Genomic DNA, 18,763 nt, shown 5'->3' with positions numbered 1-18,763 from the left:
TTTATTCAAATTAAACGAGGAAAGGTGTCATTTCGAATAAAAATAGGGCGATAAATTCGCCCTATTTTTATTCTTATAGGTACTCAGATATTTTATCAAATAAGTGTTCTTTATCGGCCGGTTTAATGAGGTAGTCATTCATACCCACCTCTTTTATGCGCGCCATGGTTTCTTTACGATTATCACCGGTATGGCCGACGATCGGCACATTGGCGTAAGACTGCTGAGAGTGACGAATCTTCTGCGTGGTATCAAAGCCATCTAACTTGGGCATTTCAATATCCATGATGACCAAATCAACCGGCTCCTGGTAGAGTTTCTCCAACACATCATTACCGTCTTGCGCTTCAATGACTTGATAACCTTGTTTGCTCAACAAAATCGCGGTGAGCGAGCGTAGCGAACTGTTGTCATCAGCAATCATAATGCGCTTCACTGCCGTAGGTCGCTTGCGAGGAATAAGGTTGCGATTCCCTTCTCTTGAATCAAAAATCACTTCATCGATGAGCGCGATGCCCTCTGAGATCACACGCTGCTTTTCCAGAGGATAAAAGGTGACGTAGCGATTAAACGCGTCGTGATAGACGCGATTAGGTTCAAACAGATACACCAGTTTGGCTTCGGTAAAGTGCAACTTGGATTCCAAGTGCTTAAACTGCGCTTCGTTTAAACCATCCAGATCGACGAAAATCAGATCGTACTCAAATTCAAACTCTTCACGCGCGCTGGCTTCACTGTACGACCATCGGATCATTTTGAAACCGGAGTAGAAGGCGTCCTCGTTCAGTTTGCGCATGATTTTGGCGTCTTCGCCGATGTAGACAATCGCTTTGTCTTTCATCAGATCGTGTTTGATATGACTGACTTGCTCAGAGACGTAGTTAGGGAAAAACAGCGTGAATTCCGTCCATTCACCATACTCAGATTGGCAACTGATGCTGCCACCAAATGAGTGCATTACCCGTTTACAAAACGGCAAGCCTAGCCCATGACTGGAGCTCTTCCCTGAGGTGTAAAAGTCTTTAAAAATATGCTGAAGCTTCTTCGGCTCTATCCCGACCCCGGTGTCTCTCACGGTGATGGTGTTGACATCGTGATGAACGGCGAGCGTCACAGTGATCGAAAAATCTTCACTATTTTGATAATAAAAGGCATTTTTCAATAGGTTATACAAGGCATACTTGAGCAATACGTCACTACCAAAGTAGTCAAAATCGTGCTCAATATGGAGCGAGACGAGATTTTTGGAGTGCACACCGGGGTATGAGAAACTCTCCAGTGTGTCCTCTACCACTTCAGCGGCGCTATGGCGCACAAAGGTAGAGCGAGAGACACGATTTTGATCAATGGAGGTGAGCAACAGATCGATCGCTTCATTGCCGTTATTGATGATGACGTCAGCGTTGTTCAGGATCTCTTTGATAACTTGAACATTCTGTTTTGACATCTTGACCTCTTCATCTTGATGACTGACATCCGGTAAAGAGGAGTTCACCACATCCACGGAGGCTTTCAGCGCACTGAGCGGATTGCGCATCTCATGAGCAATCCCTGCGCCAAACGACTTCGCAATCGCCACTTTCGCTTCATGTTCAACCTGATTGCGAAAATAGAACAGGTTGCCAAAGACATAAGTGAACAAAAAGATGGGAATGTATGGCCAAACCACATCCGGTGCGGGGTTGTAGTTGACCATGTTCAAGTCGCCGGCGAACAAATAGGCAAAGCCAACAGCGACAAACGCTTGCGCCAACATGACCCTTGTTTCGTGCACCAGTAAGACATGCAAAAAGATCGAGGCCATAAACGACATCGCCCACACCGTTGACCAGTGGTTCTTAAACAGCATGTAGGAGAAGAAAAACGGTAAACAGACAGCCACACAGCCTAAATAGTAATAGGGCATATAGCGCTGCAATGTGGCCGGAAGAAACTCGCGCAAAGCGAGTACGAGCAGCATCACGGAGCAGACACTTCTCAGCAACAGATCTTCATAAGGCTGAGGATAAATGTATTGCCAAATCAGATAGTAGAGAGGAAAACCAATCGCCCCCATCCACCCAACAAGGGAGAGATTGGGCTCTGCATACTGGTAGACCTTTTTAACCGCATCCATATCGTGTCGTCACATCCAATGTCGTGTTGTCTTCACTCTTCAACTATCGTACTACTTACTCAATTGGTCACTATGAACCATCAACGAGTACAATGATCATACAAAACATCCTACTACAGTGAAAGAAGAAACCAATTGCACAACTTAAGTTTAGCTCAACATTGGGCCAACAACGCGAATCGTGCTCCCCGTTTTTGCACTGACCACGTCTATTCTGTGAGACATTTGCTCTTTTAACTCACTGACGTGTGAAATCACCCCCACTGTGCGACCCGTTTGTTGCAAGTCGATTAACGTTTGCACCGCTAAATCCAACGATTCAGGATCAAGGCTGCCAAAGCCTTCATCAATAAATAAGGTGTCGAGTCGAATCCCACCACTGTAAGACTGCACCACATCGGATAATCCAAGCGCCAACGAGAGCGCAGCCATAAAAGACTCCCCGCCGGATAAGGTCGCGACATCGCGCGCTTTGCCTGTGTAGCCATCTTCAACCATCAAATCCAAGCCCCTACCGGCGGCGCCGCGAAAGCCGTGCGTTTTACGCGTGAGTATGTAACGCCCTTTACTCATCAGCGACAGACGTTGTGACGCTTGAATCAGGACATCATCAAGCAAGACGCCGAGCACAAAGCGATGCAAACTGACGCGGCTGCCCGTTTTACCGCTGGCAACATCGTACAAGGTGCCGAACACCTGATACTCTTTTTCCAATTCGGCATTTTTCTCTTTTAGACGCTCGATCTTGCGCTGTACGTTTTGCAACGTCTCAACTGTCGCTCGTTCGCCATCGAGTTGCTCTCTCACCTGCGCATGATGTTGCTGATGGTGATTGAGTTCGTTTTGCAGCGCTTCAAGATCCGGCGTCGACTGCCCTTCCAACGCGGTGGTGATGTCTTGAATGGTTTGCTCAAGACGAATCGTGGCTTGGTTATAGTCGTCCAATTCACTTTGCCACTGCGCCATTTGCTCGGCTGTGGCTTTCGCGCTGACAAAAGCGTCAAGCGTTGCCAGCTGACTTTGCTCTAAGGCCTGCTGCCACTGTGCGTTCGCTTGCTCGGATCGCACTTTGGCCTCTTGCAACAGCGATTGGTGTGTGCCAACTTCAGAGGCGCACTGAGACTGCTTGAGCGTGCTAGCTTGATAATGCTGGTTTGCCCGTTGCTGCTCTTTCTCTATCGCTTCGATTTGACTTAATAGCGCAGAGCGCGCGTCCTCTATTTCTTCAATATCTTGTGTTGCGCCGCCAAGTTGTTGCGTCATCTCTTCGATGTTCGCCGCGAGGGAACTGACGGTATTGTGATTGGCCGCTATCTGCTGTTTGATCTCATTGATTTTTTGCTCGCCGGTTTCACAGCGCTGCGTCAGTTCATTCACCTGCGCTTCAAGCACTGTTACATCCAATGACATCAGCACCTTTAAGCGAGCCTCAACCTCACTTAGGCTCACTTGTGTTGCCGACAGCCCCTGAACGGCGACCTCGCCTAATTCGGCTTTAAACGCTTCCACCGCTTGCTGGCTTTGGTTTAACGCCCGCTTAAGATGTGACACGTGCGCCTGAGCTTTCACCCACTGTGAGTGCGCCTGCGTCTCTTCACTGCGCGCCTGAGTCACCTGATCTTTACTTACATACTCGCCGTCAATTTGCGCAATATTCGGGTGCGCCTCGCTGCCACAAACCGGACAAGGCTCCCCCTCTACGAGTGTTTGCGCCAAAATGGCCGCTTGCGCTTGGTGCCAGCGTAGTTCAACACGATTCGCCGCCTGCTGTTGTTGTTCAAACGCTTGAGTGACTTTGTCCAATGCCGCCTGTGCCAATTTAAGCTCTGCAGCCTGATTGACCGCGTCTTGCTCCATTTGGGTCAGTTTGCGCAGATCGCTCACCGCGCGCGTCAATTCCGACTTTTGTTGCAGAAGCTTAGATTGCTCTAGTCGCTGTTCACTGGCTTGCTTGTGATCGTTTTTCGCACGCGTTAAATCACGCTGGAGTTTCTCTTTATGAGAGAGGTACTGAGCGAGCTTCTCGTCAAGTACCCTACTGTGCTGCTGCGCCTCTTTCTGGCGTGAGATGAGCGTTTGTCTTTCCAACCATTTTTGTTTGATGGTCTCGAGCTTGTAACGCTCATCATTGAGTGCCGGCAACTGTACAGCTGCTTTTTCTGCCTCTTCATGCGCGACTTTCGCTGCTGCTAAGTCGTTATCTAGCGCCTGTTTGCTCTGCTGCAGTTCGGTCAACTTGGTTTCAAAACGAATGACGTCTTGTGCGCTCTGCCATTGATTTTGATAAGGCAGTTCAATACTCGCCGCCTGCTTTGCACGCTGCAAACGGACTTGAGTCTCCGCTATCTGAGACTTTGCCGCTTGATGCTGCGTGAAAGATTGCTTGGCCTGAGACAACTTGGCGAAATCATCGCGTATTTTCTGCCCTTGCTGAAGCGCTAAGCTCGATGCACTAAGCGCTGCTTGCGCTGCGGCTTCTTCCTGTTTTCGCTGATCAAGAGCGACACACGCAGACTCGTAGCAGGTATTAAGCTCTTCGATACTTGCGACATTGCCCACCTCAAGCGCGCCGCGAATTTGGTTGTCAAACTCATCTTTGCTTTTGCTGATCGAGGCGGCTTTGTCTTTGAGCGCGTACTCAATTTTTTTGTAGATATCGGTTTGGAACAGTTGGCCGAAAATCTCTTCGCGCTCTTTCGAGCTGGCAAGCAGCAATTCACGAAACTTACCCTGTGGCAGGACCATGACTTGACGAAATTGGGTCTCATTAAGACCAATCAGTTCGGTGACCAACGTTTTGACCTGAGCCGTTTTGCTCGTCAAAAGTACCTCTTCGTCACCCAACTGATAGAGCGCAGCGCTGTGTTTGCGTGTCGTTGTGCCTTCCCCGCGCGCTTTTGGCGCTTCTTGCTCTGGGGAACGCGTTACGCGAAAGCGTTTGTCGTGCAAGCTGAACTCGAACGTCACCTCTGTCGGCACATCCAACTTAGCGCTATCACTGCGCATCTGGGCGCCGAGTCGCTCATTACTGGTGGTTTCGCCATAAAGCGCAAAGCAGATCGCATCAAGCAGCGTCGTTTTTCCTGAACCCGTTGGGCCATTGATCAAAAACAGCGGATTGCTGCCCAGTTGACGAAAATCAATCGATTCGGTGCCCGAAAACGGCCCAAAGGCCTGCATAACTAAGGTGATGGGTTTCATGAGCGCCCCTTACTGCTGGCTCAGTTGTTTGATAATGGCCGAAACCGCGCTCTCTTGCGATTGAGTCAGCTCATTGCCTTGCGCTTCTTTGAAAAAGTCGCGGAACATATCGACTTCGCTGCGCGATAGCGTCGCTTGCGCCATCGACTGCTCTACCCCCACTAACATGCCGGGCTTCTCCAAATGCAACACATTTGGGTAGACAGTACGCAGCTTCTCCATCGGATTGAGAATGGCGTGTTGGTCGGTTAATCGCACCAACAAATAGTCGTGGGCGCGAGGATCGGTTTTACCCGCCGCGAGGATCGCTTCCAGCTCCCCTTCGATGATTCGCATTTCATGCGGCGCTTGCAGCGGAATGTGCGTGGTCGCAACCAAACCGTTGCGATCAAGCTCCACTAAAGTCATGCCTTTTTTATGGTGCTGCTCTGAAAAGCTGTATTTCATCAATGAGCCACTGTAGCGAATATGGGCTTCGCCTTTGTATTGTGGCTGGTGAAGATGGCCGAGGGCGACATAGTCAAAATGGACAAAATGCTCATGACTGACACATTCAGATCCACCAATCGAGAGTGGACGCTCCGACTCTGAGCTGATCGCACCATCAACAAAGCAGTGGCTAATCAACACATGACGTTGTGAAGAATTAAGATGAGGCGTGATCAAACCAACCAACTCAGCATGAGCGTCATCGTGAGTAGCAATCGGCTTTTGCGCCTCAGGCGTTGCTTCATCTTGCTGTTGAAAGGTGTGATTAAAGTAGTGGCGCACTGTCTCTGGATCGTTAAACGGCATGCCATAAAATGCCACCTCTCCGGCTTGGTCACTGCTCAACACAACAGGTTCTAGCATCTGCTGAAAATCACTGATAATGTGCAGCCCAGCGCCTTTCATGTGCGCAGAGCCAAACCCGAGGCGCTGCGCGCCATCGTGATTACCCGGAATCAAAATGACGGGCGTGTTTAACTCCTGGCAAACACGATTTAGCGTTTCATTAAGCAGTTCAATCGCCGCGGTCGGCGGCACCGAGCGATCATAAATGTCACCAGCGATCACCAGTGCATCGACGGGATGCTGCGCCATGTACTCCACCATCTGGTCGAGCACCACACGCTGATCGTCAATCAGCGACACATTGTGAAACTGTCGTCCTAAATGCCAATCCGAGGTGTGAAGAAATTTCATCTTACGTCGTTGTCCTTATGTGATACTGCCAACCAGCCATCGGCCATCATGAAAAAAGTCGCGACAATTCGCGACTTCTCATTGTATTGACCTAAGCGTATTTGTTGAGGCTGCGTTGCCTTGTAAATTTAGGCCTGTTTACTCTGCGTGTGTTTTACAAAACGCGATCGCTTGTTCCAATAACTCAAGTGCAGACGCCTCTACTGGAGGAAGTGTGGCATCGCTTTGGCCTAGTGGCGTAACTCGCTCACCCCATTTTATGTGGCCTGCGCCCCAAGTTAAACCTGCGCCAAAGGCGGCGAGCAGTAGGTTGTCACCAGGCTTAATAAAGCCTTGTTCCAGCGCTTCACACAAGGCAATCGGCACAGTGGCCGCAGAGGTGTTGCCATAGTTCTGGATGTTAACAAACGCTTTGTCTTGAGCAATCCCGGAAAGATCACACAAGGTTTGAATGATGCGGATGTTTGCTTGGTGCGGGATCACCACATCAACATCGTCAGTCGACAGTTCGCTGCGCGCCAGCACCGATTGAGCGGCTGCGCCCATGCCTTTCACCGCACGCTTAAAGATCTCTTTGCCGACAAAATCAAACGCCCAGTAGCCGTTGTCCGCAGCGAAACGATCCATTGAGGTACCGAACTTGGGCACCGCCAAAATATCACGCCCAGCCGAATCACAGCCAAGCTGCGCCTGTTGCAAGCCCACTTTTTCCGTTGTGCAGCTCAACACCGCTGCGCCTGCGCCATCACCAAATAACACCGCCGTATCACGCTGGGTCCAATCGATAAAGAAAGAGAGGCGCTCTGCGCCGATCACGATTGCATGGCGGTAATTGCCTGATTGAATAAGACGAGTCGCCGTTTCTAATCCGTAAACAAAGCCAGTACACGCTGCGTTCAAGTCAAACGCTGCGGCGGCTTGAACGCCGAGGTTTTGGGCGACTTTAGACGCGGTATTGGGAATCAGTGAGTCGGGTGAGCAGGTCGCAACAATAATGAGATCCACCTCATCAACACTGACATTGGCACACGCGAGTGCGTGTTTGGCGGCAACGGTTGCAAGATCTGACGTATTCACATGGCTGATGCGGCGCTGCTCTATACCAGTGCGCGTCTTAATCCATTCATCGGAAGTATCTAGAAAAGTGCTGAGGTCATCGTTGGAGAGCGTGGCTGGCGGTAGGCATTTACCCCAACCGGTAATTTCTGCGTAATAGCTGGTCATTATGTGCCTTTTTACATTCTTATTTGAGTCACTTGGCGTTTTCAGAGTATAACTAGTGTGTCATTGAGTTGAAATAATTAATAAAGAGAAAAGTCATGTCTACCTTCAATACACGATGCCCATCATGTTCTGGTGTCAACCGCGTGCCGCTCGAGCGCGTATCGGAAAGCCCTAAATGTGGTAAATGCCAATCGGCGTTGCTCGATGGCCAACCGATAGAAGGCACGTCGCTGAACTTTAATGCCCTGTTGCAAAGCAGCCAACCTGTGGTGGTCGATTTTTGGGCGCCTTGGTGCAACCCTTGTGTGGGCTTTGCACCTGTCTTTGAAGACGAAGCCGCCGCCAGACAGGGCGAAGTACGATTTGTCAAAATCAACACCGAAGTTGAGCAAGCGTTGGCCGCTCAGTTTCAGATCCGTAGTATTCCGACTGTGATGGTATTCAAAAACGGCCAGCGCGTGGATGTGATTAACGGTGCGCTTCCTCGCTCGCAATTTAGCCAATGGCTAACTCAAGCCATCAATAAATAACCTTAGTTCCCACTAACGACTCGACAAAAATCTCTTGTCGAGTCGATTAATTCTTTTCGTTTTACCCACGCCACTATTCAGTCCATATTCGCGCGAAAACTCACTGGTTAATTTCTCAATCCTTGGTCCCTTATGGCCAAGGATTGTCCGTTTTGAGGCGACGACGTTGGACAACACTCTTATTCCTACCCGCACTATCCGTGTCACGGTTCCTGTGATTGCATTGGCGCTATACGCCGTTGCATCGGGCTATTTGATGAGTTTGATTCCGCTGATGCTGCCTCACTACGATCTGGATACCTCACTCGCCAGTTGGCTTGCGAGCGTATTTTACGCAGGTTTATTGATTGGCGCGATGGGTGTAGAGCCTTTGGTGCGCCGATCAGGGCACAAAGCCGCGTTTGTCTGGTGTTTAGCACTATTTCTACTCACGATTGTGGCCTTGCCATTAATGCCGTATGCAAGTAGCTGGTTGATCGCTCGCTTTGTCGCGGGCGCGGCAGTTGCAGTCGTCTTTGTTGTGGTCGAATCTTGGTTGCTGCACGGTGACGAACAGTCACGCGCTAAACGCCTTGGCCTTTACATGGGCGCGTTGTATGGCGGCGCGGCGCTAGGCCAATTAGGTATTGGCGTCATTGGCGTATCGGGTGGTGTGCCTTTTATTACTATCACTACCCTTTTATTGCTCGCCATCATCGTGCTGATGTTTGGTGACTCTGATCAACCCGAGCACGGAGAGAGTACCTCACTCTCTTTTAAGCAGATGAGCAAATTAAGCCATGCCGCAATCATTGGCTGTGTTGTGTCTGGTCTCACCCTCGGCGCAGTGTACGGCCTGATGCCTGTCGAGTTGAGTCAACGTGGCATTGCCCATGATGACATTGGCGGCTTAATGGCTCTGATCGTTTTGGGCGGTATGGCGATTCAGCCATTAGTGCCAGCATTGGCGAAAGTGTTCGGTCGCACACCATTAATGGCACTCTTGTGCTTGGTGGGCGTGGCTGCGATTGCCTTTACCTCTATGGTGCCGGGTCTGCGAGCACTGGGTGCAGGGCTATTTGTACTTGGTATGGCGACCTTCGCACTCTACCCCATTGCGATCAACTTAGGCTGTGATGGCTTGAACGCCCAATACATCGTCTGCGCAACACAAGTGATGCTGTTCAGTTACAGTGTCGGTTCTGTAGTGGGACCTGTGGTAGCAGATGGGTTTCTTTCTGGCCCTCAAGGATTGATGGGCTATTTGTTCGCGGCGCTGCTTGCTACTAGCATCTATATGTTGCTTGCCTCGATACGGGGTAAACGCAAAGCAGCGATCGGTGAATAAATTAGTACCGCGTTAATTAAAACATCGCACAAAAAAATACCAACCTGATCAACAGGTTGGTATTTGCCCCCTGGAAGGATAGGGCTAGGGTGAAACACGAGTCACTCGCGAAAACCTTGTTACGCCTTCGCGTGCCATTCAAGAAACACTTCATCGTTTTCCAGCAACACGGGCCAATGAGCTAAACGCACGTCGCTGTTTTCTAAGCACTCGCCTGAGCGCAGGCAAAAATGCTGTTTGTACAAAGGGGAAGCGACACATAATTTGCCCTTAACATCTCCGACAATGCCGCGGCTAAGCACAAAAGCTTTGCCGATAGGATCCCAGTTCTGCACCGCAAACACACCTTGATTAGGGATGAGAAACAGCGCAACTTGTTGGCCATCCACCAAGGCGACTCGCCCTTCGTAGGCGCACAGTGCGCTTAAGTCGCACACCTTGATTTTCTCGAGTACGTCCATCAATTCTCCTCCTTGACTGGAATACGTTGGCCACGAATGCGTTGGTAAGGCAATGCTTGACTCGGTTCTCCTGAATTAATGAATGGACGGAACTTAGTGAGCTTGGCAGGGTTATCCAACGTGCTCTTCCATTCACACTGGTAGGTATCCACCACGTGCTGCATTTGCGTCTCCAATGACTCGCAAAGGCCGAGAGAGTCCTCTATCACCACTTGTTTTAGGTACGCTAACCCACCTTCCAGGTTATCCATCCACACTGAGGTGCGTTGCAATTTGTCTGCGGTGCGAACGTAGAACATCAACACGCGGTCAATCAGAGTGATCAATTCATGTTTGCTGAGATCGGAGGCAAACAGATCCGCGTGACGCGGGCGCATGCCACCATTCCCACACACGTAGAGGTTCCAGCCGTTTTCCGTGGCGATGACGCCGATGTCTTTACTTTGCGCTTCAGCGCACTCTCGGGTACAGCCTGACACCGCAAACTTCAGTTTGTGTGGCGAACGTAGCCCTTTGTAGCGGTTTTCAAGTTCGATGGCGAGGCCAACCGAATCATCGACACCGTAGCGGCACCAGGTTGAGCCCACGCAAGATTTCACTGTTCGGACCGATTTTCCGTAAGCATGGCCGGTTTCAAAGCCCGCGTCGATCAGCGTGCGCCAGATATCCGGTAACTGCTCAACTTGTGCGCCAAACAGATCGACTCGCTGCCCACCCGTAATTTTGGTGTAGAGATCGTATTTCTTGGCCACTTCTCCTAAGACAATCAGCTTATCTGGTGTGATCTCGCCGCCGGCAACACGAGGTACGACCGAATAAGAGCCATCTTTTTGCAGATTCGCCATAAAGGCATCATTGGAATCTTGTAAACGGCTGTGTTGAGGCTCCATGATGTGTTCATTCCACAGCGAGGCGAAGATCGAACTGGCGGTCGGTTTACACAGATCGCACCCCAACCCTTGGCCGTGGCGAGCGATTAAGGTGTCAAAATCCTTGATTGCTTCGACTTGGCAAATATGGAACAACTCTTGGCGTGACAGCGCAAAGTGTTCACAGACATGGTTGTTGACTTCAACGCCCATCGCTACCAATTCAGCATCGAGCACCGATTTGACCATGTTGCTACAACCACCACAGCCGGTGCCCGCTTTCGTCTGCGCTTTAAGAGAGTCCAAATCTTGCGCGCCCGCTTGAATCGCCGCCACCAAATCGCCCTTGGTGACATTGTGACAGGAACAAATCACCGCGGTGTCGTTCATTTCACCATCGAGCATACTGGTATCAAACAGAAGATTTGCAGCGTGATCGGGCAGCATAGTTTGGTTTAAGTAACATTGCAGTAAGGCGTCGTAGTCACTGTTGTCGCCAACCAAGATAGCGCCAAGCAGTTGGGTGCCCGTCGCATCGACCACCAGCTTTTTGTAGACGCCTGTGACCGCGTCTTGCAAAACCATCTCTTGCGCGCCCGGGGTCGCTTTGTGCGCATCACCGATTGATGCGACATCCACACCAAGCAGTTTCAGTTTGGTGCTCATGTCTGCACCGGTGAACCCTTGGGTGTCACGATGGGTCAGAACGTCAGCGACGACACGCGCCATCGTATAGCCAGGCGCAACCAGGCCAAAAATGCGTTCTTGCCAAAGGGCGCATTCGCCAATGGCAAAAATGGAGTCGTCACTGGTCACGCAGCGATCATCAATCACAATCCCGCCGCGCTCACCAATGGTCAGCCCGGCTCCGCGCGCTAAGGCATCTTGTGGACGTATCCCCGCGGAAAAGACGATCACGTCTACTTCAAGCGGGTCCTCATCTTTGAAGACCATGCGATGCTTTGCGCTCTCACCATCACAAATGCGCTCCGTTGCGGTCGAGGTATGCACTGATAGGCCAAGCTGTTCTATTTTCTCTTTCAGTACAGTGCCTGCACCGTCATCGAGCTGCACTGGCATGAGCCTTGGGGCGAATTCGACTACGTGAGTTTCCACCCCGAGCAAACGCAGAGCGTTCGCGGCTTCAAGCCCGAGCAGACCACCGCCGATCACCGCGCCGGTTTTCGCCCCTTGGCAGGCGGTTTTGATTTCAGAGAGATCATCAAGGGTGCGATAGACAAAAATTTGCTCACGATCATGCCCCTCAATCGGTGGCACAAATGGGTAAGAACCGGTGGCGAGCACTAATTGGTCATACCCCATCACGGTTTCTCCATCGAGCTCTATGCGTTTGAGCTCTGGCATCAGGGCAGTCACCTTGGCACCGAGCACCAACTCGATGCCATGTTTTTGATACCACTCTTCGCTGCTCAGCATCAAATCTTGATGGGATTTGCCCGAAAACAGTGCCGAGAGCTGAACTCGGTCATAAGCGATAAAGCGCTCTTCGCCAATCACGGTAATGCGTTTTTCGAGATGCGCGCCGCGCTCGACCAATTGAGCCACCAGATGGTGGCCGACCATGCCATTGCCAACAATTACTATCCGTTCCATGTTCACTTCCTTAGGCGGTCTTTGCCGCTGATTTCGCATCGTCTTGGGTGGACGAGCTCGCGCTTGCTCTTAACGCTGTCTTGGTTTTTGATGCCGTAGGCTCAGGTTTGGCCTGCTTTTCATAGAGGAATCTCAACACTGACTGGCGATATTTTTGATACTGCGGGTTATCCGCCAACGCCACTCGGTCACGGGGTCTTGGCAAATCAATCTGAAGCACTTCGCCGATCGTGGCCGCCGGTCCGTTAGTCATCATGACGATTTTGTCTGAGAGCAACACCGCTTCGTCCACATCGTGCGTGATCATGATGACGGTGTTGTTCAAGTCAGCTTGGATTTCCATCAAGGAGTCTTGCAAGTGCGCGCGGGTTAACGCATCGAGCGCGCCGAACGGCTCATCCATCAACAGCACTTTCGGTTGCAACGCCAGCGCCCTCGCAATACCGACACGCTGCTTCATGCCGCCGGAAATTTCATCTGGCTTTTTGTCTGCAGCGTGAGACATGTGGATCAATTCCAAATAGTGCTCGGTTTGCTGTTTGATCCATGCTTTGCTCTGCCCTGCGGCCACCTGTTTGACCGCAATTTCCACGTTTTCGTGCACGGTTAGCCAAGGCAGCAACGAGTGATTTTGGAATACCACTGCGCGCTCGGGGCCAGGGCCACTGACTTCTCGCCCATCGACAATCACGCCGCCATCGGTGGGCATATGCAAACCCGCAACCAAATTGAGCACGGTCGATTTACCACAGCCCGAGTGACCAATCAGGGAGATAAACTCGCCACGTTGGATTTGTAAATTAACATTCTTGAGCGCGATAAATTCGCCGTTGGGCGTCGGAAATCGCATGCCAAGTTGAGTAAGATCGAGTAACGGTTTAGACATGATGAACTCCTATTAACGCAATGCTTGCTGTTTGTTCCATGAGAGCCACTTCTGTAGCTGCAACATGCCGCGATCGAGCAACAAACCAATAAAACCGATGGCAATAACGGCGACCATAATGCGCCCAAGTGAGGCGGAACTGCCATTTTGAAACTCATCCCAAACGAACTTGCCAAGACCGGGGTTTTGCGCCAGCATTTCAGCGGCAATCAGGACCATCCACGCAATACCGAGCGACAAACGAAGCCCTGTAAAGATCATCGGGATCGCCGACGGCAGGACAATAATACGAATGTGTTGCCACCAAGAAAGCTGCAGCACTTTACTGACGTTAATCAGGTCTTTGTCCACACTTGTCACGCCAACCGCCGTGTTGATCAAGGTGGGCCACAAGCTACATAGCGCAACGGTAAGCAGTGAGTTGACAAAAGATTTAGCAAAAAGCGGGTCATCACTGACGTAGGTTGCACTCACCACCATGGTCACAATAGGCAACCAAGCAAGGGGCGAAACGGGCTTAAGCAGTTGAATAATTGGGTTAAAGGCTTGATACAAACCGTGGTTTAGCCCAAGGACAATACCCAGAGGTACAGCAATCACCGTAGCGAGAATAAAGCCACTTGCCACCGTCACTAAACTGGTGACAATCTGATCAAAAAATGTCGGTTTGCCTGTGTAGGGGCGAATTTTGACCTCGGCGTTGGGATCTTTGGCGAGCTTCTTCGCATTGCGCTTTTCTTGGCGTTCAATGAAGGCTTGTTCTTTTTGGCGCTCATTCCAATGATCGTCCACTAAATTGCTAAATTGCTCGAACGTTTGCACCGGGCCAGGCAAGGTGCCTAATGACGTTTCGACCTGACGTGCACTTAAATGCCACATCATCAAAAACATCAATATGCCGATAAGCGGTAGCAGAACGATTTTGCTTTTGTTCGCTACCACCGATTTACTCGGTATGAGGGAAATGACATTACTCGACATAAGCACTCCTATTACATCCTTGTTACGTCTTGTTGACTGTGTGATTGAGCGCAGCGCTCAATCGGGCTTTCCTAATGTGGGGGGGAGCCACCTCCCCCCGATTTGACCCAATCTTGGGCGTTAGACTTTGTCGCTGCCTTTTAGACCAATATTGAATTTTTCTAGGTAGGCATTAGGCTGACGACCGTCGTAAACGATGTCATCGATGAAATGCGTCTGCGGCGCACGGAAACCATCTTCTTGACCAAAATCAGGGAAGTCACCTTGCGTCAGAACACCATCTTCGACGAGGGCTTGTGCCGCTTGTTGGTAGATATCAGGGCGGTAGACTTTCTTCGCTACGTCCATGTACCAGTCATCTGACTTACCTTCGGCGATTTGTCCCCAGCGGCGCATCTGGGTTAAATACCAGATCGCATCACTGTAGTAGGGGTAAGTCGCGTTGTAGCGGAAGAAAACGTTGAAATCAGGCACTTCACGTTTGTCACCCTTTTCATACTCGAATGTGCCAGTCATGGAGTTGGCGATCACTTCGTAGTCAGCACCGACGTATTCACTTTTCGCCAGCAACTTAACCGCTTCCTCACGGTTGGCGTTGTTGTTCTCATCAAGCCAATGGGCCGCGCGAATCAGCGCTTTCACCACACGAATGTGCGTATTCGGGTACTTCTCTGCCCACTCTTTTGAGACGCCAAATACTTTTTCTGGGTTGTTTTTCCAGATTTCGTAATCGGTGACCACAGGCACGCCGATCCCTTTAAACACCGCTTGTTGGTTCCACGGTTCGCCGACGCAATAACCTTTGATCGTGCCGGCTTCCATTGTGGCGGGCATTTGCGGTGGCGGAGTCACGCTCAACAACACATCCGCGCTTTGCTGGCCACTGTTATCTCCTGCTTCTGGCGCGTAATAGCCAGGGTGAATGCCCCCTGCGGCAAGCCAATAGCGCAGTTCATAGTTGTGAGTGGACACAGGGAATACCATGCCCATATTGAATGGCTTGCCTTGGTCAAGGTAACCCTCAACCACAGGCTTGAGCGCATCCGCCTTGATCGGGTGAACAGGGAGGCCATCCTCTTGCTTAGGCACGTACTGTTTCATCTCTGCCCATGTATCGTTGGAGACAGTAATCGCGTTGCCATTGAGATCCATACTGAATGCGGTGATCACTTCCGCCTGTGTACCTATACCAATGGTGGCACCGAGCGGCTGACCTGATAGCATGTGCGCGCCATCTAACTCACCATCTATCACTCGGTCGAGAAGCACTTTCCAGTTGGCCTGCGCCTCAAGCGTGACGTATAAGCCTTCGTCTTCAAAAAAGCCTTTTTCATACGCAATCGCGAGCGGTGCCATATCGGTCAGTTTGATGAAACCGAACTTGAGATCTTCCAGTTCAGGCTCACCGACCTCGGCAGCACTCATTGGCACGTAGGCAGACAGTGATAGCGTGACAGCTAACGCCGTGCTTTTAAGCAATCCAGCGGTGTTCAGGGTTGATTTCCATTTCATACTCTTTCTCCAATAAAAAAGCGCTACTGCTCGTGATGAGCAGTAGCGCCGATGCTGACTTAACGATTTACCGCCGTTGATAAACCTTAAGTACAATTGAACAAATTGTGTGGTTGCGCAAAGTCGTAATGAATCACGCTTCTAACCTTAGTTATTCCTATTCCAAGTAGCATGCCAACTTATTTAATACTTAAAATTCAATGGCTTAACCCAATATCACTGACTATTCCTATTGGTTCTGCTTTGCCTTAGTGCACTTCGCACCGAGTTGGAATTTTTCTTGTAACCCCAAAGTGGTAGCCTAACCTTTTAACGTCTCTAAGGTGATCAGTACGTTTTTCGCGACTTGAACCATAGATTGACTCGATTGCATCGCCGATTGGCGCATCGCTTTATAGGCGGCAGACTCGTCCACACCGTGGTGCTTCATCAATAACCCTTTGGCTTTTTCTATCCATTTCCGCTCTTCCAATTTGCTGGCAAGTTCGGCCATTTCCTGTTCCATATCTAACATCGACTGGCGAACGGAAGCGGCGTGCAGTGCCCAAGGCGCCAGCGAACAACCACTATCGCTTGGGAGTAGCACATAATCCATTTTTTTAGGTAAGCGATTGATATCCATAGAACTCAATGACTGAACAATCACCAGTAGTGGCAATTTTTTCTCGCGGCAACGTTCGATCAGCAAGGTGAGCTCAGCGCACGGTTGTCGCCATCCGACCACCACAAATGAGTTGGGGTGCTGCGTGATGAGCGCGTCAAATTGCGCCAGTTGGCAGCCTAAAATTGCATCAAAATCTTGGGCGAGTATTGCACTGATTCGGCTTTGCTCTTTGAGTGAATCGCAACAGACGATGATCGGAATTTTCGACATGGCTTGGTACATAGACATTCCTTGTTTTATTGCTCCAGCTAAGCTTTTCAAAACAAGGAATGTGCCAAGGTTGTCAGACAGAAAGAAATGAGACCCTATCTATTTGAATAGATTCGATTTTTTTAGATGCTTCAGGTTCAAGCAGTGGCGCAGTAGTCCTCCCAAAGCTGATAGGCCGACGCAAACGCTTGACTGTAATCGTTGTGCCGCGGGAACAACACAGTCGCCATGGTCGCGATAATGGTGTTCGCCATCATGTTCCAATCACTTTGCGGCGTCTCTAAAGGGCACGCCTTCGGTAGTGGCACATCGGTGAGCAGCTGCTCTGCCTGGTAGTGGGAGGTCACGCCGTTTTCTGAGCTCATCCAGACCGTTTGGCTTACCTTGGGGTTATATTCTGATTCTCCCGATTGGCCTTTGAAAGAGACCACCGCATGTTTGGTCAAGCCAATTTCATGCTCTACCTCTGCATGCAACTGCTGAAAACCTGGGTGGAAACTGCCACGAATACCAATCGCTGCGCCACTTGGGTTCAGGGCGCGAACCACCGTGTTGATCGGCGTTCTGAGCCCATAGCGATTTTTCCAACCGATCATCTCTTGCGCTTTGGGCGCAAAATGGCGCAGTGGCAAGTAAGCGATACCATGCTGCTCGAGCATTGTTTTGGCGTGTTCTGGCGTTTGCGCTATCTCGATACCAAGCACGGTCAAATAATCCTCAACATGCTCTCGCCCCGCGGCAAGGTCATGATAGCCATGCAGCAGCACCTTGTGCCCAGCGTTGGCAAGAATTTTGGCCGCTAGTCCATGCCACGGCTTACCACTGGCTGGGCGTTTACCGGCGTAACAAGGCCAATCGATGTCGGCACCAAGCTGTGGCATGCGTGACTGAAACGCTTTGACGAAACCGGCAATCTCTTGCTTGGTCTCATTTTGCACGCGAATCAGCATCAGCAGCATGGCCATTTGATCGTCCGCGCCCTGCCCATCGAGATATTCATCCATTACCTGATAGGCTTGCTCAAAACTCAGAGGTTTGCGCCCCCTCTCCCCACGCCCAACCGTGCGAATACATTCCTTTATTGTGCTCATACAGCCTCATAAGCCACAGACGCTATGGTCTTCGTTAATTGTTCTCGTAGTTTGACCACTTCACCTAAGATAATCAACGTTGGACTCACGCCTTTTAACGCTTGAGCCATCTCGCACAGCGCCCCGAGTGTTGAGATATGGACTTGTTGCTGACGACTGCAACCGTGCGTCACGATCGCAAGCGGGAAATCTGCCGCCAACCCATTGGCCATCAGCCCTTGTTGTATGTCGGCGGATTTCTCAAGCCCCATATAAAACACTAATGTCTGCCCCTGTCCGACCAAATGTGCCCAGGTCGGCAGTGCGCCCGACACCACTTGCCCCGTCACGAAGGTTACACTGCGCGCGACCTCTCGGTGCGTGAGGGGAATAAAACTGCTCGCTGCGCAACCAATGGCGGCGGTGATGCCTGGGATCACCTCATACTCAATGCCTTGCTCGGCAAGTCGCAACCCTTCTTCACCGCCACGGCCGAAGATAAAAGGGTCTCCCCCTTTCAAGCGCACAACCTCTAATCCCTGCATCGCCAAATCCACTAAGATTTGACTGATCTCTTCCTGTTTTAGACTCGGTTTTCCGCAGCGTTTTCCCACGTAGATGAGTGTCGCGCTCGGTTTAGCCAAATCTAAGATATCGACGTTCACTAATCGGTCGTAGACGATCGCGTCTGCATTCTGAATAGCCTTCATCGCTTTGACGGTCAGCAATTCCGGATCATTGGGCCCTGCGCCCGTCAAAAAGACGCGACCCGTGCCGGGTTTTGGGGTCGCCAATTTCAGCGATGCGCCACGCTGGGCATCGTGGTCGATAAATCCAGCGCTGGATAGGCTTTTGCCAGCCCCTTCTCGAAGTCGGTATGTGTCATTGTGTTGATGCTGTAACTTATCCATAG

General features: G+C 50.7%; 14 protein-coding genes. 2 read left to right on the top strand and 12 right to left on the bottom strand.

Annotation, left to right across the window (positions count from 1 at the left end; all coding sequences use genetic code 11):
* Positions 1-73 precede the first annotated feature (73 nt).
* The 4 genes from AC6R03_RS11205 to AC6R03_RS11190 form a co-directional block, all read right to left on the bottom strand.
* A complete protein-coding gene (locus AC6R03_RS11205) occupies positions 74-2,116 on the bottom strand; it encodes an ATP-binding response regulator (RefSeq protein ID WP_500630779.1) in 2,043 nt (680 codons plus the stop codon).
* Between the two features lie 150 nt (positions 2,117-2,266).
* Entirely contained in the window at positions 2,267-5,317 is a 3,051-nt protein-coding gene (locus AC6R03_RS11200; protein ID WP_500630778.1) for an AAA family ATPase, read from the bottom strand.
* Positions 5,318-5,326: 9 nt separating this feature from the next.
* A complete protein-coding gene (locus tag AC6R03_RS11195; protein WP_500630777.1) occupies positions 5,327-6,502 on the bottom strand; it encodes an exonuclease SbcCD subunit D in 1,176 nt (391 codons plus the stop codon).
* Positions 6,503-6,640: 138 nt separating this feature from the next.
* Positions 6,641-7,726 (bottom strand): ketoacyl-ACP synthase III, encoded by a 1,086-nt coding sequence (locus AC6R03_RS11190; RefSeq protein ID WP_500629489.1) that lies wholly within the window; start codon positions 7,724-7,726, stop codon positions 6,641-6,643.
* 95 nt (positions 7,727-7,821) lie between these two features.
* Here AC6R03_RS11190 and trxC point away from each other — a divergent pair, with 95 nt between their 5' ends.
* Together trxC and AC6R03_RS11180 are read left to right on the top strand one after the other, a co-directional pair.
* Complete coding sequence (gene trxC / locus AC6R03_RS11185; protein WP_487902254.1) at positions 7,822-8,256, top strand: thioredoxin TrxC; 435 nt, start codon at positions 7,822-7,824, stop codon at positions 8,254-8,256.
* A 166-nt stretch (positions 8,257-8,422) separates the two neighbouring features.
* On the top strand, positions 8,423-9,583 hold the full coding sequence (locus AC6R03_RS11180; RefSeq protein ID WP_500630776.1) for an MFS transporter: 1,161 nt from the start codon (positions 8,423-8,425) through the stop codon (positions 9,581-9,583).
* A 119-nt stretch (positions 9,584-9,702) separates the two neighbouring features.
* Here AC6R03_RS11180 and nirD read toward each other — a convergent pair whose 3' ends face one another.
* From nirD to cobA, 8 genes are all read right to left on the bottom strand, one after another.
* Complete coding sequence (gene nirD / locus AC6R03_RS11175; RefSeq protein ID WP_487902256.1) at positions 9,703-10,044, bottom strand: nitrite reductase small subunit NirD; 342 nt, start codon at positions 10,042-10,044, stop codon at positions 9,703-9,705.
* Positions 10,044-12,527: a nitrite reductase large subunit NirB gene (gene nirB / locus AC6R03_RS11170; protein WP_500630775.1), complete on the bottom strand. Its 2,484-nt coding sequence runs from the start codon at positions 12,525-12,527 to the stop codon at positions 10,044-10,046. The genes nirD and nirB overlap by 1 nt, the downstream gene beginning before the upstream one ends.
* Before the next feature lie 10 nt (positions 12,528-12,537).
* Complete coding sequence (locus AC6R03_RS11165) at positions 12,538-13,413, bottom strand: ABC transporter ATP-binding protein (protein WP_500630774.1); 876 nt, start codon at positions 13,411-13,413, stop codon at positions 12,538-12,540.
* A 12-nt stretch (positions 13,414-13,425) separates the two neighbouring features.
* Positions 13,426-14,394: an ABC transporter permease gene (locus AC6R03_RS11160; RefSeq protein WP_334552004.1), complete on the bottom strand. Its 969-nt coding sequence runs from the start codon at positions 14,392-14,394 to the stop codon at positions 13,426-13,428.
* Positions 14,395-14,514: 120 nt separating this feature from the next.
* Positions 14,515-15,906, bottom strand: coding sequence for a CmpA/NrtA family ABC transporter substrate-binding protein (locus tag AC6R03_RS11155; RefSeq protein ID WP_500630773.1), 1,392 nt, complete (start codon positions 15,904-15,906; stop codon positions 14,515-14,517).
* A 301-nt stretch (positions 15,907-16,207) separates the two neighbouring features.
* Positions 16,208-16,792 (bottom strand): ANTAR domain-containing response regulator, encoded by a 585-nt coding sequence (locus AC6R03_RS11150; protein ID WP_500627273.1) that lies wholly within the window; start codon positions 16,790-16,792, stop codon positions 16,208-16,210.
* 125 nt (positions 16,793-16,917) lie between these two features.
* Positions 16,918-17,871, bottom strand: coding sequence for a glycosyl transferase family protein (locus tag AC6R03_RS11145; protein WP_500630772.1), 954 nt, complete (start codon positions 17,869-17,871; stop codon positions 16,918-16,920).
* The gene (cobA, locus tag AC6R03_RS11140) at positions 17,868-18,761 is read right to left on the bottom strand and encodes a uroporphyrinogen-III C-methyltransferase (RefSeq protein WP_500630771.1); all 894 of its coding nucleotides are present in this window, start codon (positions 18,759-18,761) and stop codon (positions 17,868-17,870) included. The genes AC6R03_RS11145 and cobA overlap by 4 nt, the downstream gene beginning before the upstream one ends.
* Positions 18,762-18,763 lie beyond the last annotated feature (2 nt).

It is taken from the genome of Vibrio sp. R10-SG-ISO4 (assembly GCF_059834135.1).
Note: the sequence above shows the minus strand (reverse complement) of the source record. Positions and strands in the feature narration are given on the sequence as shown.